Origin of the sequence: Microbacterium sp. Mcb102 (assembly GCF_024519805.1) — a bacterium.
Taxonomy (GTDB): domain Bacteria; phylum Actinomycetota; class Actinomycetes; order Actinomycetales; family Microbacteriaceae; genus Microbacterium.
Genome location: NZ_JALJRG010000005.1, coordinates 183,068 through 202,633 on the forward strand (window position 1 = coordinate 183,068; position 19,566 = coordinate 202,633).

Here is a 19,566-nt window from a genome sequence, read left to right on the forward strand (position 1 = left end):
ATGGCAGCCATCGAGGTCACGGGTGTGACCAAGCGCTACGGCACGGTCGAGGCGGTGTGCGACGCCGACTTCGCCGCCGAGAAAGGTCGCATCACGGGTCTTCTCGGTGCGAACGGCGCGGGCAAGTCGACGACACTGCGGGTGCTGCTCGGACTGGCCCGCCCCGATGCCGGGTCCGCGCTCATCGACGGCGTCCCCTACCGAGCGCTGTACGCGCCCGCGCGCACGGTGGGTGCGCTGATCGACATCGCCGGCGCGAACCCGAGGATGACCGCCCGCGCGCACCTGCGCACGTACGCCGCTCTCAGTCGGCTGCCGAAGACGCGTGTCGAGCAGGCTCTCGCCGAAGTCGGCGCTCTCGAGTACGCCGACCGACGCATCGGGACGTTCTCGACCGGGATGCGCCAGCGCCTCGGGCTGGCGACCGCCCTCCTCGGAGAGCCCGAGATCCTCGTGCTCGATGAGCCGCTCAACGGACTCGACCCCGCGGGTATCGCCTGGCTCCGCTCCTTCCTCCGCGACTTCGCCGACGCCGGGGGGACGGTTCTGCTGTCCTCGCACGTGCTGAACGAGCTCGAGCACACGGTCGACGACGTCGTGGTGCTCGACCGGGGCCGCGTCCGCTGGTCCGGGACGCTCGCCGAGACGATCTCCGGGCGCGAGTCGCTCGAGGCGGCCTTCCTGCAGATCACCCAGGAGGTGGCGGCGTGAGCGTGCTGCGCGGAGAGCTGATCCGCGTCACCTCGACCCGGTTGCTGCTGTGGACAGCGGTCACGGCCGTCGTGGTCGCCGCCTTCCTCTCCGGGGTGCTCGCGATCGTCGGGCCGGAGAACGCCAACCCGCCCATGCCGGGCATCGACACCGCCGAGGGTGCGGGCCTGATCCTCGGCCTCTCCACCGTCACCCTGTTCATCCCGGCGCTGATCGGCACGGTGGCCGTGACCGGCGAGTATCGGCATCGCACCATCGGGACGACCTTCTTGGCCGTTCCGCGCCGCGGGCGGGTGCTGGGCGCGAAGCTCGTGGTGTTCGCGCTGGTCGGCCTCGTCTACGGGGTGCTGTCCTCGCTCACGACGGGGCTCGTCCTCGTGTCGGCCGCGGCTGTGCGCGGTGTCCCTCTCGCGATCGGCGTCGATGACCTGCTCCTGTCTCTCGGCAAGCTGGCGGTCGCCTCGGCGGTGTACGTGCTGCTGGGGGTGGCGATCGGTGCGCTAGCACGCAACCAGATCGTCGCCATCGGCATCGTGCTCGGGTACTTCTACTTCCTCGAGAACGTGATCATGATCGTCCCCGGAGTCAACGCCCTCTACTCGTACCTGCCCGGCGGCGCGACGGCGTCGCTCACGCGCTTCACGTTCCTGACCGATGCGATCTCCGAACAGACGCCGCTCGCCGCCGCCCCGCTGGTGTCGCCGATGCTCGGCGCGCTCATCCTGCTCGGATACACGGCCGTGGGCGCTCTGGTCGCCCTGGCGGTGCCGCTGCGGCGGGACATCGCCTGAGTATGCCCCGCCGCACGCCTCAGCTGAAGAGGACGATCACGTAGACCGCGAACGTCACCAGGTGCGCGGCGCCGTGCATCGCGGTCACCCGCTTCGCCGCGAACGTCGTGACGGAGAGCAGCAGCGTGACCCCGAGCATGAGCAGGTTCGCCGGAGACTCCGCCAGGACGACCGTCTGGCCGGTGAGCATCCCGATGATGAGAACCGCGGGGATGGTGAGGCCCACCGTCGACACCAGTGCTCCGTGGCACAGATTGTTGACGCGCTGGGCCTCACCGCCGAGAGCGGCGCGCACCGCGGTGATCGACTCCGGCAGGAACACGATGCCCGCGATGACCACGCCGGCGAGAGCGACCGGAGCGCCGAGCCGGCCCAGACCGTCGTCGAGCAGCGCCGCCATGTCGTGCGACAGGAGCACGATCGGGATGACGGTGACCACCAGGAGCCCGAGGCGCACGAGGACCTCCGTGCGGTGCTCGGCCAGCACCTGCCGGATCCCGCCGGTGTCCTCCGCCTTCTCCTGACGCTCGGCGCTCTGCAGCAGCCGGGGATCGACCTCGGTGAAGTCGCTCGCCTGTGCGCCCATCTGCCGGTAGAGGAAGAACGCGTAGAGCACGAGGGTGAGCACGATGATGGGGATCTCCTGCCCCGTCGTGTACGAACCGTCCGCGCCGATCAGGGCAGGGAGTCCGAACGCGAGGGCGACCAGCACCACCAGCATCGACAGGTAGGCCGAGGTGCCGGTGCGGTTGTGGGCCATGCCGCGGTGGCGGAGCCCGCCGAGGAGGAGTGCCAGACCGATCACGAGGTTCATGATGATCATCGCGACGGCCATGACCGAGTCGCGGGCGATGGTCGTATGCTCGCCCGGTCCGAGCATGACGGCCGAGATCAGGATGACCTCGATCAGCACGATCGAGAGCGTCAGGACGAGGGATCCGTAGGGGTCGCCGAGTCGATGTGCGAGGGCCTCGGCCTGCTTCACCACGCCGAATGCGCAGACGAGGATCACGGCGATGATCCCGAGGAGAGCGATCACGAGGACAGGTCCCGGCACAGGCGGCGCCAGCACCGGGTGGAGGAGGAGGAGAGCCGCGAAAGCGCCCCATCCGAGGGCGACTCGGACGATATCCGTGACGCCGATCAACTGCTTAAGCTCCGTGCGTGACATCGCCGGACTCCTTCGAGGTGGGGCCGTCCCCGACTGATGACCGCGAGCGGGTCGTCCCGGTCGCAGCGTTGTGTCAACGCACTTTCTGACTCCACAAGCTTAGCAAAAATTTCCCGATCAGGAGGAAATTTGACTTCCGCTGGGCGCTGGCTATGGTCGGAGGTTACGCCAGCCACCGAAGGGGAAGCGAGTAACCATGTCCGGAAAGTCCATCCAGGGTCGCGACAGCAAGAAGGCGCCGCAGCTCTCGCTCAAGGAGAAGCGAGCTGCGAAGCGGGAGAAGAACGCACCAGCCGAGTTCATCAAGCCCCGCAAGGGCGCGAAGGGCTGACGGGGATCCGGCCCGGCCGGCGGCGCATCGTCCCGGATGCGGGTGATGCGCCGCCGGCGTTCGGGCGTCAGCGGAAGACGCGGGTGATGCCGCTTTCGAGCTGCGTGAGCTGGATGAAGAGCACGAAGCGAAAGAGCGGCTTCATCAGCACGCGGACGATGCGACGGCCGCCGCGGCTCGGAGGGGTCAGCCATGTCAGGGTCACGCGGAGTTGCATTCCGCCGGCGGCATGTTCGAGCGCGAACGCCACCGACCGCGGATTCGAGCGCGCTGCATCGGGGTGAGTGAAGAGCCACTGGATGCTCGTCGGCTCCTCGCGCTGGGCGAGGTGCACGCGCTGGCGCCGGAACTCATCCTTGACCTGCATCGGCTTGCCGTCGGGCAGGGTCGTCGCGGTCTCCGCCTCCCACGACCCGCTCGTCTCGTCGTCCGCATCGACCGCGGCGATGCCCTGGTCCCACTCGGGGATGCGGGCGGGAGCGGACAGCAGCGCCCACACATCCTCGATCGGCGCGGGCACGAAGACCGAGCGGGAACCGGAGAGATTCTGATCGCCCGCCGGGGAGGGGGCGATGAGGCGAAGCCGCTGCACCTCGTCCAGCCGGGTTCGCAGAGTGTCGGGATCGGTGTCGAGTCGTCTCAGGATCTGGTCGATGAGCCCGCTCGGCTCGTCGACCAGAGCACGGAGCACGGCTGCCGAGTCACCGCGCCGCTCGCCGCTCGACGCGTCTTTCAGCACCGTGATCGCGCGATCCGTCCATTCATAGCCGCTGGTCTCGTGGAAGACGATGCGACCCGGACTGTCCGGATCGGTGGCGATGCCCACGAGCCCGAGTTGAGACGCGTGCTGCGCCGCGACGGCTGCGCGCGCTGCCTCCAGGCTGACGCCCATTCCGCGGAGGGTCTGGCCGCCGGTCTCGGAATCGATCGTCAGCGCGAGGAGGAGGTGATCGATGTCGGTGTCGCGGACGCCGAAGCGCGAAGCCTCTTCCATCGCCGCGAGCGAGAGGGTGTGCATCGTGGCGGCGGCGTGCGTGAGCCGGCTCATGAGTTCCTCCGAGGGACGGTGATGGTGGGGTCGATCCGCTTCGAGTGCTTCTTGTGCACCGCCTGTCTCGTGACGCCCAGGGCATCGGCGATGGCCTGCCAGCTCATGCCGGAGCGCAATCCGGCTTCGACCTGGCGTAGCTCGAGGGCATCGGCGAGGGTGCGCAGCGAGGCGACCGCCCGCAGTCCCGCGCGCGGGTCGGTCGTATCGGCCGCGACCTGTGCGACATCGAGGGATTCCATGCTGTCAACCTACGTTGCTCGACGCAAGAATGTCAACCCGAGTTGCTTAGATTGTCACGACGTGAAGTGTCCCTCGGCCGATGATCACGGGTACCGAGCCTGGATCTGGAGAATCTCCTGCGGCGTGGGCGCGGTTTCGACCGAGACACGGCGCTGGAGCGTCTGGAACGGCGTCAAGCCCTCACCGGTCGGCGCGGGTTCGATCTTCTGCTTCCAGGTCGGCTCGATCACGTCGAGCATGTAGCCCAGCTGGGCACCTGTTTCGTAAGCGATGTCGCGTTCCAGGATCTCGAACTGCTCGTTTTCCTCGATGTAGTCCAGAACAGACACGAAGGTCGCGGTCCCGCCGGGCTGGGTCGTAAGGATGTTGATATCGCCATGCGTGAGGTCGGACATGCGTCGTTCGACATACTTCGCCGTGCCTTCGATCGCCTCGGTGTTGTCCTGCACGCGCAATTCCGGCCACTTCTCATAACGTGCGACGCGGATCTGCGCGAGGTCGTGGGCGGCGATCTCCATGCGGGCGGGATCTGTGACGCCAGTGGCGGAATCGAGGATCGCGAACTCGGTGCGCAGCATTGCCAGCTGCTCGGCTGACGTCGGGTAGTCGAAGATGCGGTCGCCCTCCGCCCCGCGGTCGTACGTCCATTCCTGCTGCTTGCCCACGTGGAAGGCTTCATGGAGCAGGAAAGTCCCGAATTCGTGGGCAGGGTCGCCGGCTCCGTCCAGGACGTCGGCGGAGTACTTGAAGGTCAGCACGGGAGTGTCCCCGAGCGTCTCGATGGTGAAATTGAAAGGCGCCCAGAACGGCAATGATGCTGTCCCGAGGGTCTTGGTCACGCGCACATCCTCCGGCAAGGCGCCGTCGGGAAAGTCGATCTTCTGCATTCCCGTGGTGTCGATCACGTCCGACATGTTGATGAGGTAGGCATAGTGCCAGATGACACCGCCCACCTCGTCGCGGCGGATCAGTGTCAGGGGCTGTTCGTCGAAACGGTAGCCCGTCGACCAGATCGCCGCAGGGTCGGCCTGGAACTGCTTGTAGAGGGTGCTCAAAGACGTGAACATGCGCTGATCGGTGTCGTCGAGCTCTGCATAGTGCGTGCCGGGGAGCTTCTTGACGCCGAACCACACCACGGCCGCGCCGACAACCACGAGGATGACCACCACGATGAGTGCGATCCACCCGCGCCTGAGTCTTCTGGAGGCGGGTGCGCCCGCCAGCGCGGTTCGTTCGGCCATGATTCTCCCCCTGTCGGTCTTCGGGACTGCGTCCCGACAACACCGCCTAACATTATAGATGCCGAACCTGGGAGCGGAGAGTGATACGCCAGCGCCGGCACCGCTGTCAACGGGCGTGTGCTGCGGCCGGAAGCGGCGGATCGTGGTCGTTCCGAGAGAGGAGACCACGATGTCGAATCCTGATCAGCCACCTGCCCACGAGCACGACGACATGCCAGATGCTGCCCGCGACAGCATCGCCGCGCACCTGGCCGAACGCGGGACCGGCGACTCCGCTCCGGCCGACGGCGTGCCGGCGGGGGGCGCCGGCGCCGACTCCGGGGCTGTGGAGGCGGTGCGTGTCGACCCCGAGTCGCGCTCGTCGGTCCCGGACGAGTCGACTCACAATGACGAACCCGGCATCGGCCCCCGCCGTGCCGACGTCGACGAGGCGAACCGCGACGACGGGGACCCCGGCAGCCGAGCCTGAGCCCCTCCGCCCTCAGACGGTCGACGGATGCAGGACGACCTTGATGCAGCCGTCCTCCTTCTTCTGGAACGTGCGGTAGAGGTCGGGCGCGTCCTCGAGGGGTGCGTGATGCGTCGTCAGGTCCATGACGCCGAGCGGATCAGCGGGATCCTCCACGAGCGGCAGCAGGTCGTCGACCCAGTTCTTCACGTTGCACTGCCCCATCCGCAGGGTGATCTGCTTATCGAACAGGGTCTTCATCGGCATGATGTCGGCGTCCCCTGCATACACACCGCTCAGCGACACGGTTCCGCCGCGGCGCACGACGTCGATCGAGGCGTAGACGGCGGCGAGCCGGTCGACGCCCGCCTTGTCGAACACTTGGCGAGCAGCGGGGTCGGGAAGGAGGCCGACCGCCTTCTGCAGGAACTCGACTCCCGAGTTGCCGTGCGCCTCGAGCCCCACGGCATCCACCACCGAGTCGGCACCACGCCCCTCGGTCAGGTCCCGCAGCTCCTCGACCACGGTGTCGGTCAGGTCGAACGTCTCGATGCCGTGACGCTCCGCCATCGCCCGCCGCTCCGGTACCGGGTCGACCGCGAGCACTCGATACCCGCGGTGCCGTCCGACGCGGGACACGAACTGGCCGACCGGCCCGAGGCCCATCACGGCGAGCGTCCCGCCCTCCGGCACCTGCGCGTACTCGACCCCCTGCCAGGCCGTGGGGAGGATGTCGCTGAGGAAGAGGTAGCGCTCGTCAGGCAGGTCGGGCGCCACGGGGATGTGGTTGTAGTCGGCGAGCGGCACCCGCAGGTACTCGGCCTGTCCGCCCGGCACCTGGCCGTAGAGCTTCGTGTAGCCGAACAGCGCCGCCCCGCTGCCGTACTCCCGCACCTGCGTGGTCTCGCACTGGGACTGCAGTCCGCGCCGGCAGAGGAAGCACTCGCCGCACGAGATGTTGAACGGGATCACCACGCGGTCGCCGACCGACAGCTTCGTGACGCCCGCGCCGACCTCGACGACGACGCCCATCGGCTCATGGCCGAGGATGTCTCCGCGGTCGAGGAAGGGGCCGAGCAGCTCGTACAGGTGCAGATCCGATCCGCAGATCGCGGAGGAGGTGACACGGATGATGGCGTCCGTGGGCTCCTGGATGACCGGATCGGCGACCTCCTCGACCGTCACGCTCCGCTTCCCCTGCCAGGTGAGTGCCTTCATGGTGTCCTCCGATCATCGGTCCGTGTCGGCCCACGCTCGTCGAACGATGCGCCGCCGCCAACCGGGTTGACAGAAGTACCGCGCTCCGTGTCAAGCGTCTTCTGCGGTCGGCCGCGGGCGTGCAGGATGATCGCGGACGGAGGAACCATGGCGACGAACACTCGTGACCTGGCCTGCACCACGGATGACGTGTTCCGGGTGCTCGCGAACGGCTGGCTGTATCCCGGATGGGTGGTCGGTGCCTCGCGGATGCGCGACGTCGATGCCTCCTGGCCGGCGGTCGGCGCGCAGTTGCACCACTCCTTCGGCGTGTGGCCGGCGCTGCTCGACGACAGGACCGAGGTGCGGGAGTGGGAGCCGCCGCGCCGGATGGTGCTCATCGCCCGGGGCTGGCCGATGGGCGAGGCCAAAGTCACTCTGCACGCGCGCACGACGGCGTCGGGCTGTCAGGTGCGCATCGACGAGGAACCCGTGAAGGGGCCGGCGGCACTCATCCCCCGCTTCCTCACGACGCCGATGCTGCGCTGGCGCAACGCCGAGACGCTGCACCGGCTCGCCTACCTCGCCGAGGGCCGAGCGGGAGGCGACGGCAGGGCGTCGGGCGAGGTCACTCCCCCGAGTTCTTCTTGAACTGCCGCTCCCAGTCGCGCAGCTCCGAGCGGCCGATGAGCGAGTCGAGCGACACCTGGAACAGCAGGCCCTTTCGGGCATTGACCTGCTTGATGTTGTCGATGATCTGCGTCGTGACGGCCGCCAGTGCCTCGCGCACCTCGGCGACGCGCTCCTCCGGTGCATCCCACAGGTCGGGCCGCGTGAGCAGGTCGAGCAGATAGTCGCGTTCCAGCGCGGCGACGAGGCGGGCGAGCTTGTCGGAGTACTCCGCCTCGGCCAGCGCGACCTGGTCGGTCTCCGCCTTGGCGTCGAGTCGTACGAACAGCTGCTCGACGTGGGAGGCGAGCGCCTCGATGCCCGCGGCCGTCTCCGCGGCCACAGGGTTGCCCGGGAGGTTCGCATAATCGACCCGCAGCTCGCGCAGCCGGTCCACCCGCAGGCGGATGCCGGGAGGAACAGGATCCACCGCGGTCTTCGGCGTGCGACGGCGACGGGCGAGCAGTCCGATCGCCGTGCCGCCGGCTGCGAGCAGGACGGCTCCGCCGATCACGACGGGCAGCAGCCAGTCGGTTCCTCCCCCGGCTTCAACACCCGGGGAGGACGGATTCTCCTCGACGATCTGCTGCACGGTCTCGACGAGAGCGGTCTGGGTGTTGCCGCCTGCCGCCGCCTCGTTCTCGTTGGCGATCCGGAGCACGTCGTTGCTGTCGATCACGGTGGAGCCCGCCTGCAGGTCGTCGCCCACGGCGAGCACGACGGTCGTCTGCGGCACTCGCTCGCTGAGCCGGTCGAGCAGTTCCAGCGGGTAGACGGTGCCCAGGTCGGCATCCTCCGGCAGCACCACGACGGCGATCGTCCGGTCCCCCGGCACGGCGGCCGACAGGGCATCGGTCATCGCCGACTGCCCCTGCACGCCGGGGGCGACGTAGACGTCGCCGGACTGCAGGGCGGCGATCGCGTCGGTGACCCCGCTCGGGTCGGATGCCGTGGAGCTGATCATTCCCACCTCAGAAGTTGTTGATCACGGAGGCGAAGACGAGGTCGATGCGCTCGGCGTCCGACGCGTCGAACATCTGGCCGCCGGTGGCATCGGCGATCCGCTGCAGCACCGAGGTGTCGGCGGCCGAGCTGTACGCGATGGGGAAGATCCGCACCGGGGCATCGGTTCCGCCCTCCTTCGTGCTCTTGCCGATCTTCGCGATCAGCGAGTCGAGGGATGTCGTCGAGTCGGTGTCCTCGCCGTCCGACAGCACCACGATCGCGTTGATCCGTCCGGGCTCGGCGCGCTCGCTCATGGCCTCGTACGCCGTGAGCACCGCGTCGTACAGCGGTGTGCCGTTGCGCTCGGCGTAGCGGAGGTCGTCGAGGGAGGAGTCGAGCTTCTCGCCGTCGGCGCCCAGCGGGGTGACCCCACGGAGCACCTCGATGTTCTCGCCCTCGTCGGACGAGACGCCGGTGGTGAACGCCCAGACGCCGACCTCGTCGGTGGAGCGGAAATGGTCGAGCGTCGTCTGGGCGCCCTGGATCGCCCCGTCGAGCCGGGAGCGGCCGTCGCCGATCGGCTCGTCCATCGAGCCGGAGATGTCGATGAGCTCGAGCACCGATGAGGGCTTGCGAACCTGCGTCCACTGGTCGATCGCGGTGGAGATCACGTCGACCTCGGGCTTCGGCAGCGTCACGGCGGGCTGTGCGGGATCGACACCGAAGTTCGCGGTGAACAGGTCGCCCAGGGGGACCGATTCGTCGAGCGGACGGAAGCCGTACTCGGGAAGGATCGTCTGCGCGGCCTCGGTCTGCAGGAACGCGGCGAAGGCCTCACCCGCCGTGCGCTGCTCCGGCGTCACCCAGTCGGCACCGAGCACGGTGACGGGGTTGTCCGACCACATCGACCCGCCCGCGGGGTACACCGCGACCAGCTTGGTCTTCGGTGGGACCAGGGTCTCTCCCGGCTGCACGGTGTGCGAGTCGGGGTTGCCCTTGTTGTAGTTGAGCAGCGAGGTCTCCTCGAGCGCGACTGCCGAGACGTAGGCCGAACCGTTGGCGCCGTTCTGCGTCTCGTCGTACAGGGTCGACAGCACGTTGCCCGTGGTGTCGCCGTAGTGGATCACGCACTCCTCGAACACGCGGGAGAAGTCGGCCGCGGCATCCACATCGGCCGAGGTCAGCCCCTCCGCCTTGCCCGACGCTTCGTACGACTGCATCAGGATGGTCGACAGCCCGGTGGTCGAGGTGTTCGGGTTCGTCTTCGAGATCTTGAAGTCGCCCCAGATGTCCTTGCCCACGCTCCCCCAGCCGTCGGGGTCCTGGCACAGGCCTTCGAGGTCGGTGATGCTGATCGGCTTGTCCGGCCACCCGAGCGCCTTGGCCATCGGCTCGGGCATACCGAACACGACGGGAGTCCGCGTGAAGGATGCGGGTGTGCCGACGAGGTTCTGCGAGGCGGCCGCCGCGACGCGGTCGGTCCAGACCGTGGAGGCGGGCGACCACAGGGTGGGCCACAGTGCGCGGTCGTCGCTCGGCCAGTCCTCGCCGGATGTCAGGTAGCGGGCGGCGTTGCCGGACGAGACGTTCGTCGGCCGCACGGTGGCGCAGGTGTCGAGCGACTCGTGCTCCGGGGAGTCCTTGAACGCGGCCGCCAGCTCGTCGAGCATGTTGACCTTCTCCGACGAGGTCGCCACGGTGATGTGCGTGCAGCCGTCGTCGGGAAAGCCCTGGCTGCCGTCGGGGGCGGGCTCTTCTCCCCCACCCGTGCAGGCTGCCAGCACCAGTGCGACGATCGCCGCCGTGGCCAGGGCGGCAGGTGTGCGGCGGATGGTGGTCCTTCGTGCGGTGCGAGGCGCGCTCATGCGCCAAGGGTACCGATGTATCGGGCTCCCGATCACGCGGTTCCGGCGCGCATGAACTCCTCGGCCGCCTGCACCTGCGCCGCGCTCGGACGGATTCCGGTGTAGAGCACGAACTGCTCGAGCGCCTGCAGGGTCGCGACTTCGGCACCGGTGATCAGGGTCGTGCCGGCGGCGCGACCCGCGATGATCAGGGGTGTCTCCGCGGGCAGTGCGACGACGTCGAAGACGACGGATGCCGCAGCGATCGCCGCCTCCGAGAACGACAGGGCGTGCTCCTCCGAACCGCCGGCCATGCCGATCGGGGTGACGTTGACGAGGATGTCCGCCGTCGAATCGGACGCGTCCGCTCGCCAGTGGAATCCATACAGGTCGGACAGCGCGCGCCCGTTCGATTCGTTCCGGGCGACGATGGTGACATTCGCGAAGCCGGCGTCGCGGAAGGCGGCTGCGGTCGCCTTGGCCATGCCGCCCGAGCCCCGCAGCAACACGGAGGCAGCAGGATCCAGCTCGTTGCGCGCGATCAGCTGCGCGATCGCGGAGTAGTCGGTGTTGTACGCCGTGAGCACGCCCGCATCGTTCACGATCGTGTTGACCGAATCGATCGCGGTCGCCGAGGGGTCCATCCGGTCTACCAGCGCGATCACGTCTTCTTTGTACGGCATGGAGATCGCGCAGCCGCGGATGCCGAGTCCGCGCACGCCGGCGATGGCCTGGGCGAGGTCGATCGGAGCGAAGGCCTTGTAGATCCAGTTGAGTCCGAGCGCCTCGTAGAGGTGGTTGTGGAAGCGCGTCCCGTTGTTGCTCGGCCGCGCCGACAGCGAGATGCAGAGCGTCATGTCTTTGTTGAGCAGCGTCACCGCATCAGGCTACCTCCGCGTCGTCTCGGCGCCGGGCGAGCGGCGGCTGACCTCGCGATCTCACCAGGACGAGGTCCGTGACGAGACGGTGCGTCCTCCCCTATGGTGAAAGTGCATGCACACGGGGATTGATCGTCTTCGTCTCTCCCCAGGAGACGAACGGCCCACCCCAGGGGCAAGACGATCCGTGCATGCGATTGGGCCCCCTCGAGTGGTTCAGTCCCCAATGGACCGCTCGAGGGGGTCGCTATCGCCCTCCGCGCACTGATTTTCGGATTTGTCCCCCAAAAGGGGGACAAGCGCTCCGAAAAGGAGTTAGGCTGTTCTTGACGCACCCTCCGGTCGTCTTCGGCCCTCATCGCTCCCCCCGCGGTGAGGGCCACACCATTTTCTGGGCGTCGTGCGTTCGCGCGCCCCGGGAATCCGCCGGATGACGGCCGTGTGCCGCTCGTGCAACATTTGGATTACCTTCTTGCAGCGGCTATTCCGCTCGGGGGCTCCTCCACTAGCGTTAGCGATGTCGGGGCACCCCTGCGTCGGCTTCTTCATCAGCAGAACAGGCAGTACATGAGCACCCAGGGCACGGTCAAGTGGTTCAACTCGGAGAAGGGCTTCGGCTTCATCTCCCCCGACGACGGAGGCGCTGACGTCTTCGCGCACTACTCCGCCATCCAGTCATCCGGCTACCGGTCTCTCGAAGAGAACCAGCGAGTCGAGTTCGATGTGGCACAGGGTCCGAAGGGCCTGCAGGCAGAGAACATCCGCCCCGTCTGAGACGGGCCGGGAACACGTACTCCCCGACCGGAGCGCCATGATGGCGTCATCCGGCGGGGAGTTCTGTGCTTCTGATGGGTCGCTCCGATGTGCCGGCACGGCAACCGCCGGATGCGCGCGGGTCGCCGGTGCCGGCGTCAGTCGATCAGGAGAGCGCGCAGCTCGGCCACGCTCGTCACACGGAACTCGGCCTCGTCGCCCTCGTGTGCGTCGCTGAATCCCCACCCGACGAAGATCACGGGGACGCCGTTGGCCTTGCCGCCATCGACATCGTGGTGCCGGTCGCCGATGAGCACCGGTCGTGACGTGTCGGCACCGAGCTCGCGGAGCCGGCGCAGCGCCTCGGCGACGATGTCGGTCTTCGAGGCGAGCGTCGCCTCATCGGGTGTGGCGCCGACGGTCGTCAGGAACGACGGGCGGAGGCCGAAGTGGTCGACGAGTGCGTCGACCTGGTGCTCCGGCTTCGAGCTGGCCGTCGCCTGCGGGATGCCCGCCGCCGCAAGTTCGTGGATGAGGTCCGTGACGCCGGGGTACGTGGCCACATCGGTGGTGTAGCCGTCGGCCTTGCCGAGCGTGCGATAGAACGTGACCGCCTCGCGGGACTCCTCGGGGGTCATGCCCGCCTGGTCCTGGAACGACTGGAACATGGGTGGCCCGATCCAGTGCACCAGTTCCTCACGCGTCGGCGCCGGCCGTCCGAAATGGGTGAGGGCGACGTTCAGTCGGCGGAGGATGCCGACGGACGCATCGATGATCGTGCCGTCGACGTCCCACAGCACGCAGGAATAGGGGGAGTGGGGCATGCCTCCAGCCTATGGGCCCGGCGGCGAGGGCCATTCCTCCTGCACAGCTGTGCTCCGAAAAAGCTTGTTCACACCTTATGTGAGAGCGCAATGTCCGCATATAAGGTCGTGACAAGAGCGGAGTTGCAGGTCAGAATGGGGGAATGTACGTGTCGGTGGAAGTCATCACGATGCTGGCGACAGCAGCGGCGACTCTGGTCGCGATCGTCAGCGGGTTCGGCTGGATGATCACTCGGATGGACGCGCGCTTCGAAGCGCAGGATGTGAAGCTCGAACTGCGGTTCGATCGCATCGACCGCCGCTTCGAACGGGTCGATGAACGGTTCGAGCGGATCGATGAACGGTTCGACCGGGTCGATCAGCGGCTCCGTCTTGTCGAGCTCGAGATGACCGAGGTGAAGATCGCGGTCGCTCGGCTCGAGGGACCGACGCCGCGCCTGATGGCGGCTCGCTGATCCGTGCGGGGGTCAGACGGCAGAGGCTCAGAACAGGCGGGGGATGCCCGACTCGATGCCCTTCATGTCGTCGTAGTCGAGCACCAGGCAGCGGATGCCGCGGTCCTCGGCGAGCACACGGGCCTGGGGCTTGATCTCCTGTGCCGCGAAGACGCCCTGCACGGGGGAGAGGTGCGGGTCGCGGCCGAGAAGCTCGAGGTAGCGGGTCAGCTGCTCGACGCCGTCGATGTCGCCGCGGCGCTTGATCTCCACCGCGATCGCGGCGCCGTCGGCATCGCGCACCAGCAGGTCGACCGGGCCGATGGCCGTCGGATACTCGCGGCGCACGAGGGTCGCGCCCTCGGAGATGCGCTCCACCTGCTCGGCGAGCAGCCGCTGCAGGTCGGCCTCGACGCCGTCCTTCTGGAGTCCCGGATCGAGGCCCAGCTCGTGGGAGGTGTCGTGGATGATCTCGTAGATCTGCACCCGCAGCGCATCGCCCGTCTTCTTGTGGGTGACGCGCCAGACCTCGACGACGCCGGCGCTCGCCTCCTCCTCGCCCGGTTCCTCGCTCGACAGCGAGCACGGCGGGCTCATCCAGTTCAGCGGCTTGTAGCTGCCGCCGTCGGAGTGCACGAGCAGACTCCCGTCTCCCTTGTGCACGAGCAGACGCGTGGCGAGCGGGAGATGGGCATTGAGCCGACCGGTGTAGTCGACCGAGCAGCGGGCGATGACGAGACGCACCCGTCGAGCCTACTTCGTCGAAGTCCTTCTGGTCGCCGCGTCGGGCTGCGTGGCGATCAGTTGCCGAGAAAGCCGCCGAGTGCGTCGAAGAGTCCGAGTTCGGTGGCCGCGGAGCGGGCGATGAGGAACCCGATGATGCCGATGATCCAGGCGGTGTTCTCCGCGCCGGTGCGCTCCATCCACGCCGCGAAGCGCTCCAGCGGGCGCTGAACGAGGGGAGCGGCGACGATGCGCAGGACGAGCAGGACGATCGCCGGCAGGATCATCAGGGCGCAGTAGCCCGCGAGTGAGAGCACGCGCAGCGGGGTGTCGACGGCGGCATCCGCGAGCATCGTCATCGCGACGATGTACGGGAGCATCGTGGCGACTTCCACCACCCCGGCGGCGATCGCGACGGCCATCACGGCGGTGCCGCGGGTGCGCGGATCGAGCAGGCGCACACGCCAGCGTGTTATGCGGCCGGGACGGACGGTCGCTGTTCCGGCCTGGTCTGCGGCCGGGGAGGGCGGAGGTGGTGTCAGCGTCGCCGGAGCAGGGGCATCGCGCACGGGCATCCCCGTCCACGGGGAGACCTGCGCCGGCGCGACGGCCGGACTCGCGGGGACAGCGGAGGCACCTTCCGGTTGCTTATCACCCGTCGGCATCACGAACGCGGTGATCAGGAGCGCGGCTCCGACGAGGAGGCGGACGACCAGGCCGGTCGGTGACGCGAGGAAGCCCGACGCGACATCGACGAGGTTCACCAGCCCCCACAGGAAGAGGAGGCCGACGGCGAGGTAGAAGGCCGCGATCGTCACGAGGTAGAGGAGGATGCGTCCTGCGCGCACCCGCCCGGGGTGCAGCAGGAGGAAGACCGGGATGAGGAGTGTGCCGACGCTGAGCCCGTCGATCAGCGCCAGCAGCGCGAGGGAGAGGGGGAGCGGGAGCCCGCCGAAGAGTTCCATGGCTCCACTGTCGCCGGGGCGGGGGCGGCGGCGGATCGGGCGAAAGTACCGTTCGTCGTGCGCTCCTCATCCCTTCGACGGATGCGACCCCAGCCGTGCCGTGGTTGCATGAGGTCATGCACGAGCAGGTCGACGGCGGCATCGGTGCCTGGTATCGCCGGCACCGCGGGTGGGCGGACCCCGCCGGGATGGCGCTCCTCGCCGTCGTGATGGCCGCGCTCGGATTCCGCGGTGTCTGGGGCTCGTTCTCCCTCCTGTCGGGGCCGGTGTCGCCGTGGTGGGCGCTCGCCTTCGCGCTTCCGGCCTGTGCGCTCGCGCTCGTCAAGCGACGCCTGCCGATGACCGTGCTCGGCATCGTGACGATCCTCTTCGTCGCCGACCTCCTCACGGTCGGCGGCATCGGGACGCTCTTCGTGCTGCTCGACGTGCTGTGGACCGCGGTGTTCCTCGCCGGCCCACGACGTCGTCGCACTCTGCTGGTGCTCCTCAGTGCCTCGACGGTCATCCTCTTCATCGTCGCCTGGCTCTTCACCGACATGCCCTTCGCCGTCGCCTTCCTCATCGGGGTGCAGTTCGGCGCGATCTTCGGCACGGACTACTGGTGGGCGGTCGCCGTCTCCCAGGCGCACGAGCTGGCCGAGCTGCACCGTCAGCGCGCGGAGGACGCCGCGGCCGTCGCCGAGCGCGACCGCGCCGAGGCCGTGCAGCGCGAGCGCGAGGCGATGGCGCGCGAGCTGCACGACGTGGTGGCCGGTCATGTGATGGCGATGGCGATCCGAGCGGAGGCTGCTCTCTCCACGACGCCCGACCAGACGAAGGACCGCGAAGCGCTCCAGGCCGTGCGCGATGCGGGCCTGGATGCCCATGGAGCCCTGCGGTCGATGATCTCGGTGCTCCGCCGCGGCGACGGCGCCCTCGTGGCCACACCGCGCTGGGCTGATCTCGACGGCATCGTGCGCGATGCCGAGCGTGCGGGGCTCGTCGTCGGCTTCGACGCCCCGGACGTGCCGGAGCTCGGAGCCGCCGCAGAACAGGCCGTGGTCCGCATCGTGCGGGAAGCCCTGACGAACTGCATCCGGCACGCGGGCGGCGCCGAGGTCGACATCGAGATCGTGGAGAGGAACGCCGAGGTCCAGGTGCGCGTTCGGTCCCGTGGAGGTGTGGCCAGCGCCGCGGCCGCGCACGGAGGCGAAGGCTGGGGCCTGCAGATGCTGCGGGAGCGCGTGGGAGCGCTCGGCGGATTCTTCACGGCGGGCCCCGCCCCGGACGGATGGTCGGTCGAGGGCCGGCTTCCGCTCGAGGTGCGGGTATGAGCGCGCCGACCGTGCTGCTCGCCGACGATCACGGCGCCATCAGGGCGGGGTTGCGAATCATGCTCGAGGCGCACGGGATCACCGTGGTCGGCGAGGCGGCGGACGGCGACATCGCCGTGCGCAACGCGGCCGCGCTGCGCCCCGACGTGGTGCTCATGGATCTGCGGATGCCCGGCAGAGACGGCGTGTCCGCCACCCGGGAGATCGTCGCGCGCGGACTCGGCGACGTGCTCGTGCTGACCAGCTTCGATGAGGATGAGCTCGTCCTCGGGGCGATACGCGCGGGTGCGGTCGGCTTCCTCCTCAAGACGGTCGATGCGCCCGCGCTCGTGCAGGCGGTGCGCTCCGTCGCTGCCGGAGAGGGCGCGCTCGACCCTCGGGTGACGCGTCGCGCGCTCGCCGCAGTGGTCCAGGGCGTGGCGGCGCCGTCACCGGCAGCGAGTACGGCGGAGCGGACCGATCTGACCGTTCGCGAACGGGAGGTCCTCGACGGCATCCTGCAGGGGTGGTCGAATGCGCAGCTCGCGGCACGGCTGCGCATCTCGGTGCCCACGGTGAAGACGCACGTGTCGAACGTGCTGACCAAGCTCGGCGCGCGCAGCCGCTCGCACGCGGCAGCGATCGTGCGAAGCCGCGAGGGCTGAGCGCTCAGCGCTGCTCTGTGCTCTCCGCCGGGGTCTTCTCGTCGTCGCGCAGCGGGCGGGCGGCGCCCGAGAACAGCCCGGACATGACGACCAGGGCGACCAGGATGAACAGGGTGTTCAGCAGGCCGATGTGCTCGCTGATGACGCCGAGCACGGGCGGTCCGCCGAGGAACGAGATGTAGCCGATCGTGGCGGCCGCGCTCACGCGAGCCGCCGCCTTGGCCGGGTCGTCTGCGGCGGCGGACATGCCGAGAGGGAAGCCGAGAGAGGCCCCGATGCCCCAGAGCGCCGCGCCGACGAGCACCAGCGGGAAGGTGGGCGCGAGGATGAACAGCAGGATCCCCGATGCCGCGGCGACGGCGAGGATGCGCAGCACCGCGACGCGTCCGAATCGGTCGACGAGCGGGCCGCCGAAAAGGCGCACCGTCGTCATCCCGATGGAGAACACCGCGAGCGACACGGCTCCCGTGCCCTCGGCGAAACCATGACCCTGTTCGGTGCCGAGCGCAATCCAGTCGTTGGCGCCGCCCTCGGCGAACGACATGCCGAGCATGACGACGCCGATCAGGTAGGTGCGGGGTTCGCGCCAGGCCTCGAGCGCGGTGTGCATGCGCTCGCGGAACGGCGGCTTGACGTGATCCTCCGGGTCGAGGGCGGCCTCACGCACCGGCACCTGGAAGAAGCAGACCACCGCGATCACGGCGATCAGCACGCCCATGGTCACCGCATGTGTCGCGACATCGATCGCGAGGTGGGCGGCGAGGGCGCCGATGCCGGCGCCGAGGACGGTTCCGAAGCTGAAGAAGGCGTGGAAGACGGGGAGGATCGTGCGGCCCATCTGCTGCTCGATCGCGGTGGCCTCGACGTTCATCATCACGTCGACGCAGCCGTTGCCGAATCCGAACAGGGCCATGCCGAGGAGGACGACGGCCACCGAGCCGAACACCGTCGCGCCGAGGCCCACGAGTGCGATGCCCAGCGCGAACAGGAGCATCGCCGCCAGCATGCCGCGGCGGGCGCCGGTGCGCGCCATCACCGCGGGGCTCGTCGAGATGCCGATGATCGAGGCGACACCCATGCCGAGAAGCAGCATCCCGACCTGCGCGTTGTCGAGCTCGAGCGCCTGCTTGATCCCCGGCACGCGCGACGCCCAGGTCGCGATCGAGAGGCCGCTCGCCAGGAAGATGGCGAAGATCGCGGCGCGCCAGCGGACGAACTGCGAACGGGTCAGGACTGCTTCCATGCCGGACAGCCTATCGAATCGATTCGACCCGGGGGAGCGGAAGCGAGCTATCCTCGAAGCATGAGCAGTCAGGAGACGCCGCGTCGGCCCACGATCGCCGACGTCGCACGCGAGGCGGGCGTGGCCACGTCCACCGCCTCGGTCGTCTTCAGCGGCAAGGCCAAGGTGGCCCCCGCGACGCGCGAGCGCGTACTCGCCGCGGCCGCCGAGCTCGGCTACGCCGGACCGGATCCCCGCGCCGCCTCCCTGCGCCGCGGTCGCAGCGGCATCGTCGCCGTCGTGCTCGAAGGACATCTGCGTGCGGCGTTCCTCGACCCCGTGACGACGGCCATGATGGACGGCCTCACCGACGGACTCGCCGAACTCAGCGCCGGCATCCTGCTGATGCGCGACGAGCCGGGGGAGGGCACGGCGATCGCCGATGCCCCCGTCGACGCGGTCGTGCTGATCGGCTGCTCCGGACGCACACGGGCATCCCTCGAGGTGGTCGTCGGCCGGGGGCTCCCGGTCGTCGTGATCGAAGGCGACGCCGGAGAGGCGATCCCGCGCGTCACGCTCGACAACGCGGCGGCCTCCGCCGACATCGCGAAGCACGTGCGCGACCTCGGCCACCGCGATGTCGCCCTGGTCACCCTGCCGCTCGACAGCGACCGCGAGCGTGCAGCCGTCACACCGGAACGTCTCGCCAACGCGACCGTCGACGTCACGGTCCACCGGTTGGCCGGCACCCGGGAGGTGTTCCCCGACGCCCCGGCGATCTCGGCATCCGGCAGCCTCATCGACGAAGGCGTGCGCGTCGGCAGGATGCTGCTCGCGGACCCCGCCACCCGGCCGACCGCGGTGCTCGCCCAGAGCGACCTGCTGGCCGTCGGGGTCATCCGCGCGGCCGAGGAGAAGGGACTCCGCGTCCCCGAAGACCTCTCCGTCGCGGGTTTCGACGGTATCGCGCTGGACGGTCTCGGCGACCTCACCCTCACGACGAGCGTGCAGCCGGCCGTCGAGAAGGGCCGCGCGGCGGGGGAGCAGGTCGCCCGCATGCTGCGAGGCGAACCGGGGATCACGCAGCATCTCACCTGTCGGTTCCGCGTCGGCACCACCACCGGCCCGGCCTCACGCTGAGCTCCGCCCTCCGCCCCGGCGGCGGCCACAG

At 69.0% G+C, this 19,566-nt stretch carries 22 protein-coding genes; 10 read left to right on the forward strand and 12 right to left on the reverse strand.

Annotation, left to right across the window (positions count from 1 at the left end):
• Together OC372_RS14225 and OC372_RS14230 are read left to right on the forward strand one after the other, a co-directional pair.
• A complete protein-coding gene (locus OC372_RS14225) occupies positions 1-711 on the forward strand; it encodes an ABC transporter ATP-binding protein (protein ID WP_262002455.1) in 711 nt (236 codons plus the stop codon).
• Positions 708-1,502, forward strand: a complete 795-nt coding sequence (locus OC372_RS14230; protein ID WP_029264150.1) for an ABC transporter permease — start codon at positions 708-710, stop codon at positions 1,500-1,502. The genes OC372_RS14225 and OC372_RS14230 overlap by 4 nt, the downstream gene beginning before the upstream one ends.
• A 19-nt stretch (positions 1,503-1,521) precedes the next feature.
• Here the strand turns inward: OC372_RS14230 and OC372_RS14235 are convergent, their stop codons facing one another.
• Complete coding sequence (locus OC372_RS14235; RefSeq protein ID WP_262002456.1) at positions 1,522-2,673, reverse strand: calcium:proton antiporter; 1,152 nt, start codon at positions 2,671-2,673, stop codon at positions 1,522-1,524.
• Positions 2,674-2,869: 196 nt separating this feature from the next.
• Between OC372_RS14235 and OC372_RS14240 the strand changes: the two genes are divergently transcribed.
• Complete coding sequence (locus OC372_RS14240; RefSeq protein WP_017829963.1) at positions 2,870-3,004, forward strand: hypothetical protein; 135 nt, start codon at positions 2,870-2,872, stop codon at positions 3,002-3,004.
• A 67-nt stretch (positions 3,005-3,071) separates the two neighbouring features.
• On the opposite strand, the gene OC372_RS14245 is transcribed toward OC372_RS14240, so the two are convergent.
• From OC372_RS14245 to OC372_RS14255, 3 genes are all read right to left on the reverse strand, one after another.
• A complete protein-coding gene (locus tag OC372_RS14245) occupies positions 3,072-4,052 on the reverse strand; it encodes an SRPBCC family protein (RefSeq protein ID WP_262002457.1) in 981 nt (326 codons plus the stop codon).
• Positions 4,049-4,294, reverse strand: coding sequence for a hypothetical protein (locus OC372_RS14250; RefSeq protein ID WP_105711446.1), 246 nt, complete (start codon positions 4,292-4,294; stop codon positions 4,049-4,051). Before OC372_RS14250 ends, OC372_RS14245 begins: the two co-directional genes overlap by 4 nt.
• 84 nt (positions 4,295-4,378) lie before the next feature.
• Positions 4,379-5,704: a hypothetical protein gene (locus tag OC372_RS14255; protein ID WP_262002458.1), complete on the reverse strand. Its 1,326-nt coding sequence runs from the start codon at positions 5,702-5,704 to the stop codon at positions 4,379-4,381.
• A gap of 1 nt (position 5,705) precedes the next feature.
• On the opposite strand from OC372_RS14255, the gene OC372_RS14260 reads away from it, so the two are divergent.
• Positions 5,706-6,005: a hypothetical protein gene (locus tag OC372_RS14260; protein WP_262002459.1), complete on the forward strand. Its 300-nt coding sequence runs from the start codon at positions 5,706-5,708 to the stop codon at positions 6,003-6,005.
• Positions 6,006-6,017: 12 nt separating this feature from the next.
• On the opposite strand, the gene OC372_RS14265 is transcribed toward OC372_RS14260, so the two are convergent.
• Positions 6,018-7,202, reverse strand: a complete 1,185-nt coding sequence (locus OC372_RS14265) for an alcohol dehydrogenase catalytic domain-containing protein (RefSeq protein WP_262002460.1) — start codon at positions 7,200-7,202, stop codon at positions 6,018-6,020.
• A gap of 147 nt (positions 7,203-7,349) precedes the next feature.
• Here OC372_RS14265 and OC372_RS14270 point away from each other — a divergent pair, with 147 nt between their 5' ends.
• On the forward strand, positions 7,350-7,832 hold the full coding sequence (locus tag OC372_RS14270; RefSeq protein WP_262002461.1) for an SRPBCC family protein: 483 nt from the start codon (positions 7,350-7,352) through the stop codon (positions 7,830-7,832).
• On the opposite strand, the gene OC372_RS14275 is transcribed toward OC372_RS14270, so the two are convergent.
• The 3 genes from OC372_RS14275 to OC372_RS14285 are packed head-to-tail and all read right to left on the reverse strand — an operon-like array spanning position 7,810 to position 11,517.
• Positions 7,810-8,814: a hypothetical protein gene (locus OC372_RS14275; protein WP_105711441.1), complete on the reverse strand. Its 1,005-nt coding sequence runs from the start codon at positions 8,812-8,814 to the stop codon at positions 7,810-7,812. The genes OC372_RS14270 and OC372_RS14275 overlap by 23 nt on opposite strands.
• 7 nt (positions 8,815-8,821) lie before the next feature.
• Complete coding sequence (locus OC372_RS14280; protein WP_262002462.1) at positions 8,822-10,660, reverse strand: substrate-binding and vWA domain-containing protein; 1,839 nt, start codon at positions 10,658-10,660, stop codon at positions 8,822-8,824.
• 32 nt (positions 10,661-10,692) lie between these two features.
• A complete protein-coding gene (locus tag OC372_RS14285) occupies positions 10,693-11,517 on the reverse strand; it encodes a shikimate 5-dehydrogenase (RefSeq protein ID WP_258134216.1) in 825 nt (274 codons plus the stop codon).
• A gap of 567 nt (positions 11,518-12,084) precedes the next feature.
• On the opposite strand from OC372_RS14285, the gene OC372_RS14290 reads away from it, so the two are divergent.
• Positions 12,085-12,291 (forward strand): cold-shock protein, encoded by a 207-nt coding sequence (locus OC372_RS14290; RefSeq protein WP_017203899.1) that lies wholly within the window; start codon positions 12,085-12,087, stop codon positions 12,289-12,291.
• Between the two features lie 137 nt (positions 12,292-12,428).
• Here OC372_RS14290 and OC372_RS14295 read toward each other — a convergent pair whose 3' ends face one another.
• Positions 12,429-13,094, reverse strand: a complete 666-nt coding sequence (locus OC372_RS14295) for an HAD hydrolase-like protein (protein WP_105711439.1) — start codon at positions 13,092-13,094, stop codon at positions 12,429-12,431.
• 143 nt (positions 13,095-13,237) lie between these two features.
• Between OC372_RS14295 and OC372_RS14300 the strand changes: the two genes are divergently transcribed.
• Complete coding sequence (locus OC372_RS14300; RefSeq protein ID WP_029264138.1) at positions 13,238-13,549, forward strand: hypothetical protein; 312 nt, start codon at positions 13,238-13,240, stop codon at positions 13,547-13,549.
• Between the two features lie 27 nt (positions 13,550-13,576).
• Here the strand turns inward: OC372_RS14300 and nucS are convergent, their stop codons facing one another.
• Positions 13,577-14,272 (reverse strand): endonuclease NucS, encoded by a 696-nt coding sequence (gene nucS / locus OC372_RS14305; RefSeq protein WP_029264137.1) that lies wholly within the window; start codon positions 14,270-14,272, stop codon positions 13,577-13,579.
• A 56-nt stretch (positions 14,273-14,328) separates the two neighbouring features.
• Positions 14,329-15,216 (reverse strand): GAP family protein, encoded by an 888-nt coding sequence (locus OC372_RS14310; protein ID WP_105711438.1) that lies wholly within the window; start codon positions 15,214-15,216, stop codon positions 14,329-14,331.
• 116 nt (positions 15,217-15,332) lie between these two features.
• Between OC372_RS14310 and OC372_RS14315 the strand changes: the two genes are divergently transcribed.
• Both OC372_RS14315 and OC372_RS14320 read left to right on the forward strand, forming a co-directional pair.
• Positions 15,333-16,529 carry a sensor histidine kinase gene (locus OC372_RS14315; RefSeq protein ID WP_262002463.1) on the forward strand — a complete coding sequence of 399 codons (1,197 nt, stop codon included), beginning with the start codon at positions 15,333-15,335 and terminating at the stop codon, positions 16,527-16,529.
• Positions 16,526-17,173 (forward strand): response regulator, encoded by a 648-nt coding sequence (locus OC372_RS14320; RefSeq protein WP_262002464.1) that lies wholly within the window; start codon positions 16,526-16,528, stop codon positions 17,171-17,173. The genes OC372_RS14315 and OC372_RS14320 overlap by 4 nt, the downstream gene beginning before the upstream one ends.
• A 4-nt stretch (positions 17,174-17,177) precedes the next feature.
• Here the strand turns inward: OC372_RS14320 and OC372_RS14325 are convergent, their stop codons facing one another.
• On the reverse strand, positions 17,178-18,416 hold the full coding sequence (locus tag OC372_RS14325; protein WP_262002465.1) for an MFS transporter: 1,239 nt from the start codon (positions 18,414-18,416) through the stop codon (positions 17,178-17,180).
• A 60-nt stretch (positions 18,417-18,476) separates the two neighbouring features.
• Here OC372_RS14325 and OC372_RS14330 point away from each other — a divergent pair, with 60 nt between their 5' ends.
• On the forward strand, positions 18,477-19,535 hold the full coding sequence (locus OC372_RS14330) for a LacI family DNA-binding transcriptional regulator (RefSeq protein WP_029264132.1): 1,059 nt from the start codon (positions 18,477-18,479) through the stop codon (positions 19,533-19,535).
• Positions 19,536-19,566: the final 31 nt, after the last annotated feature.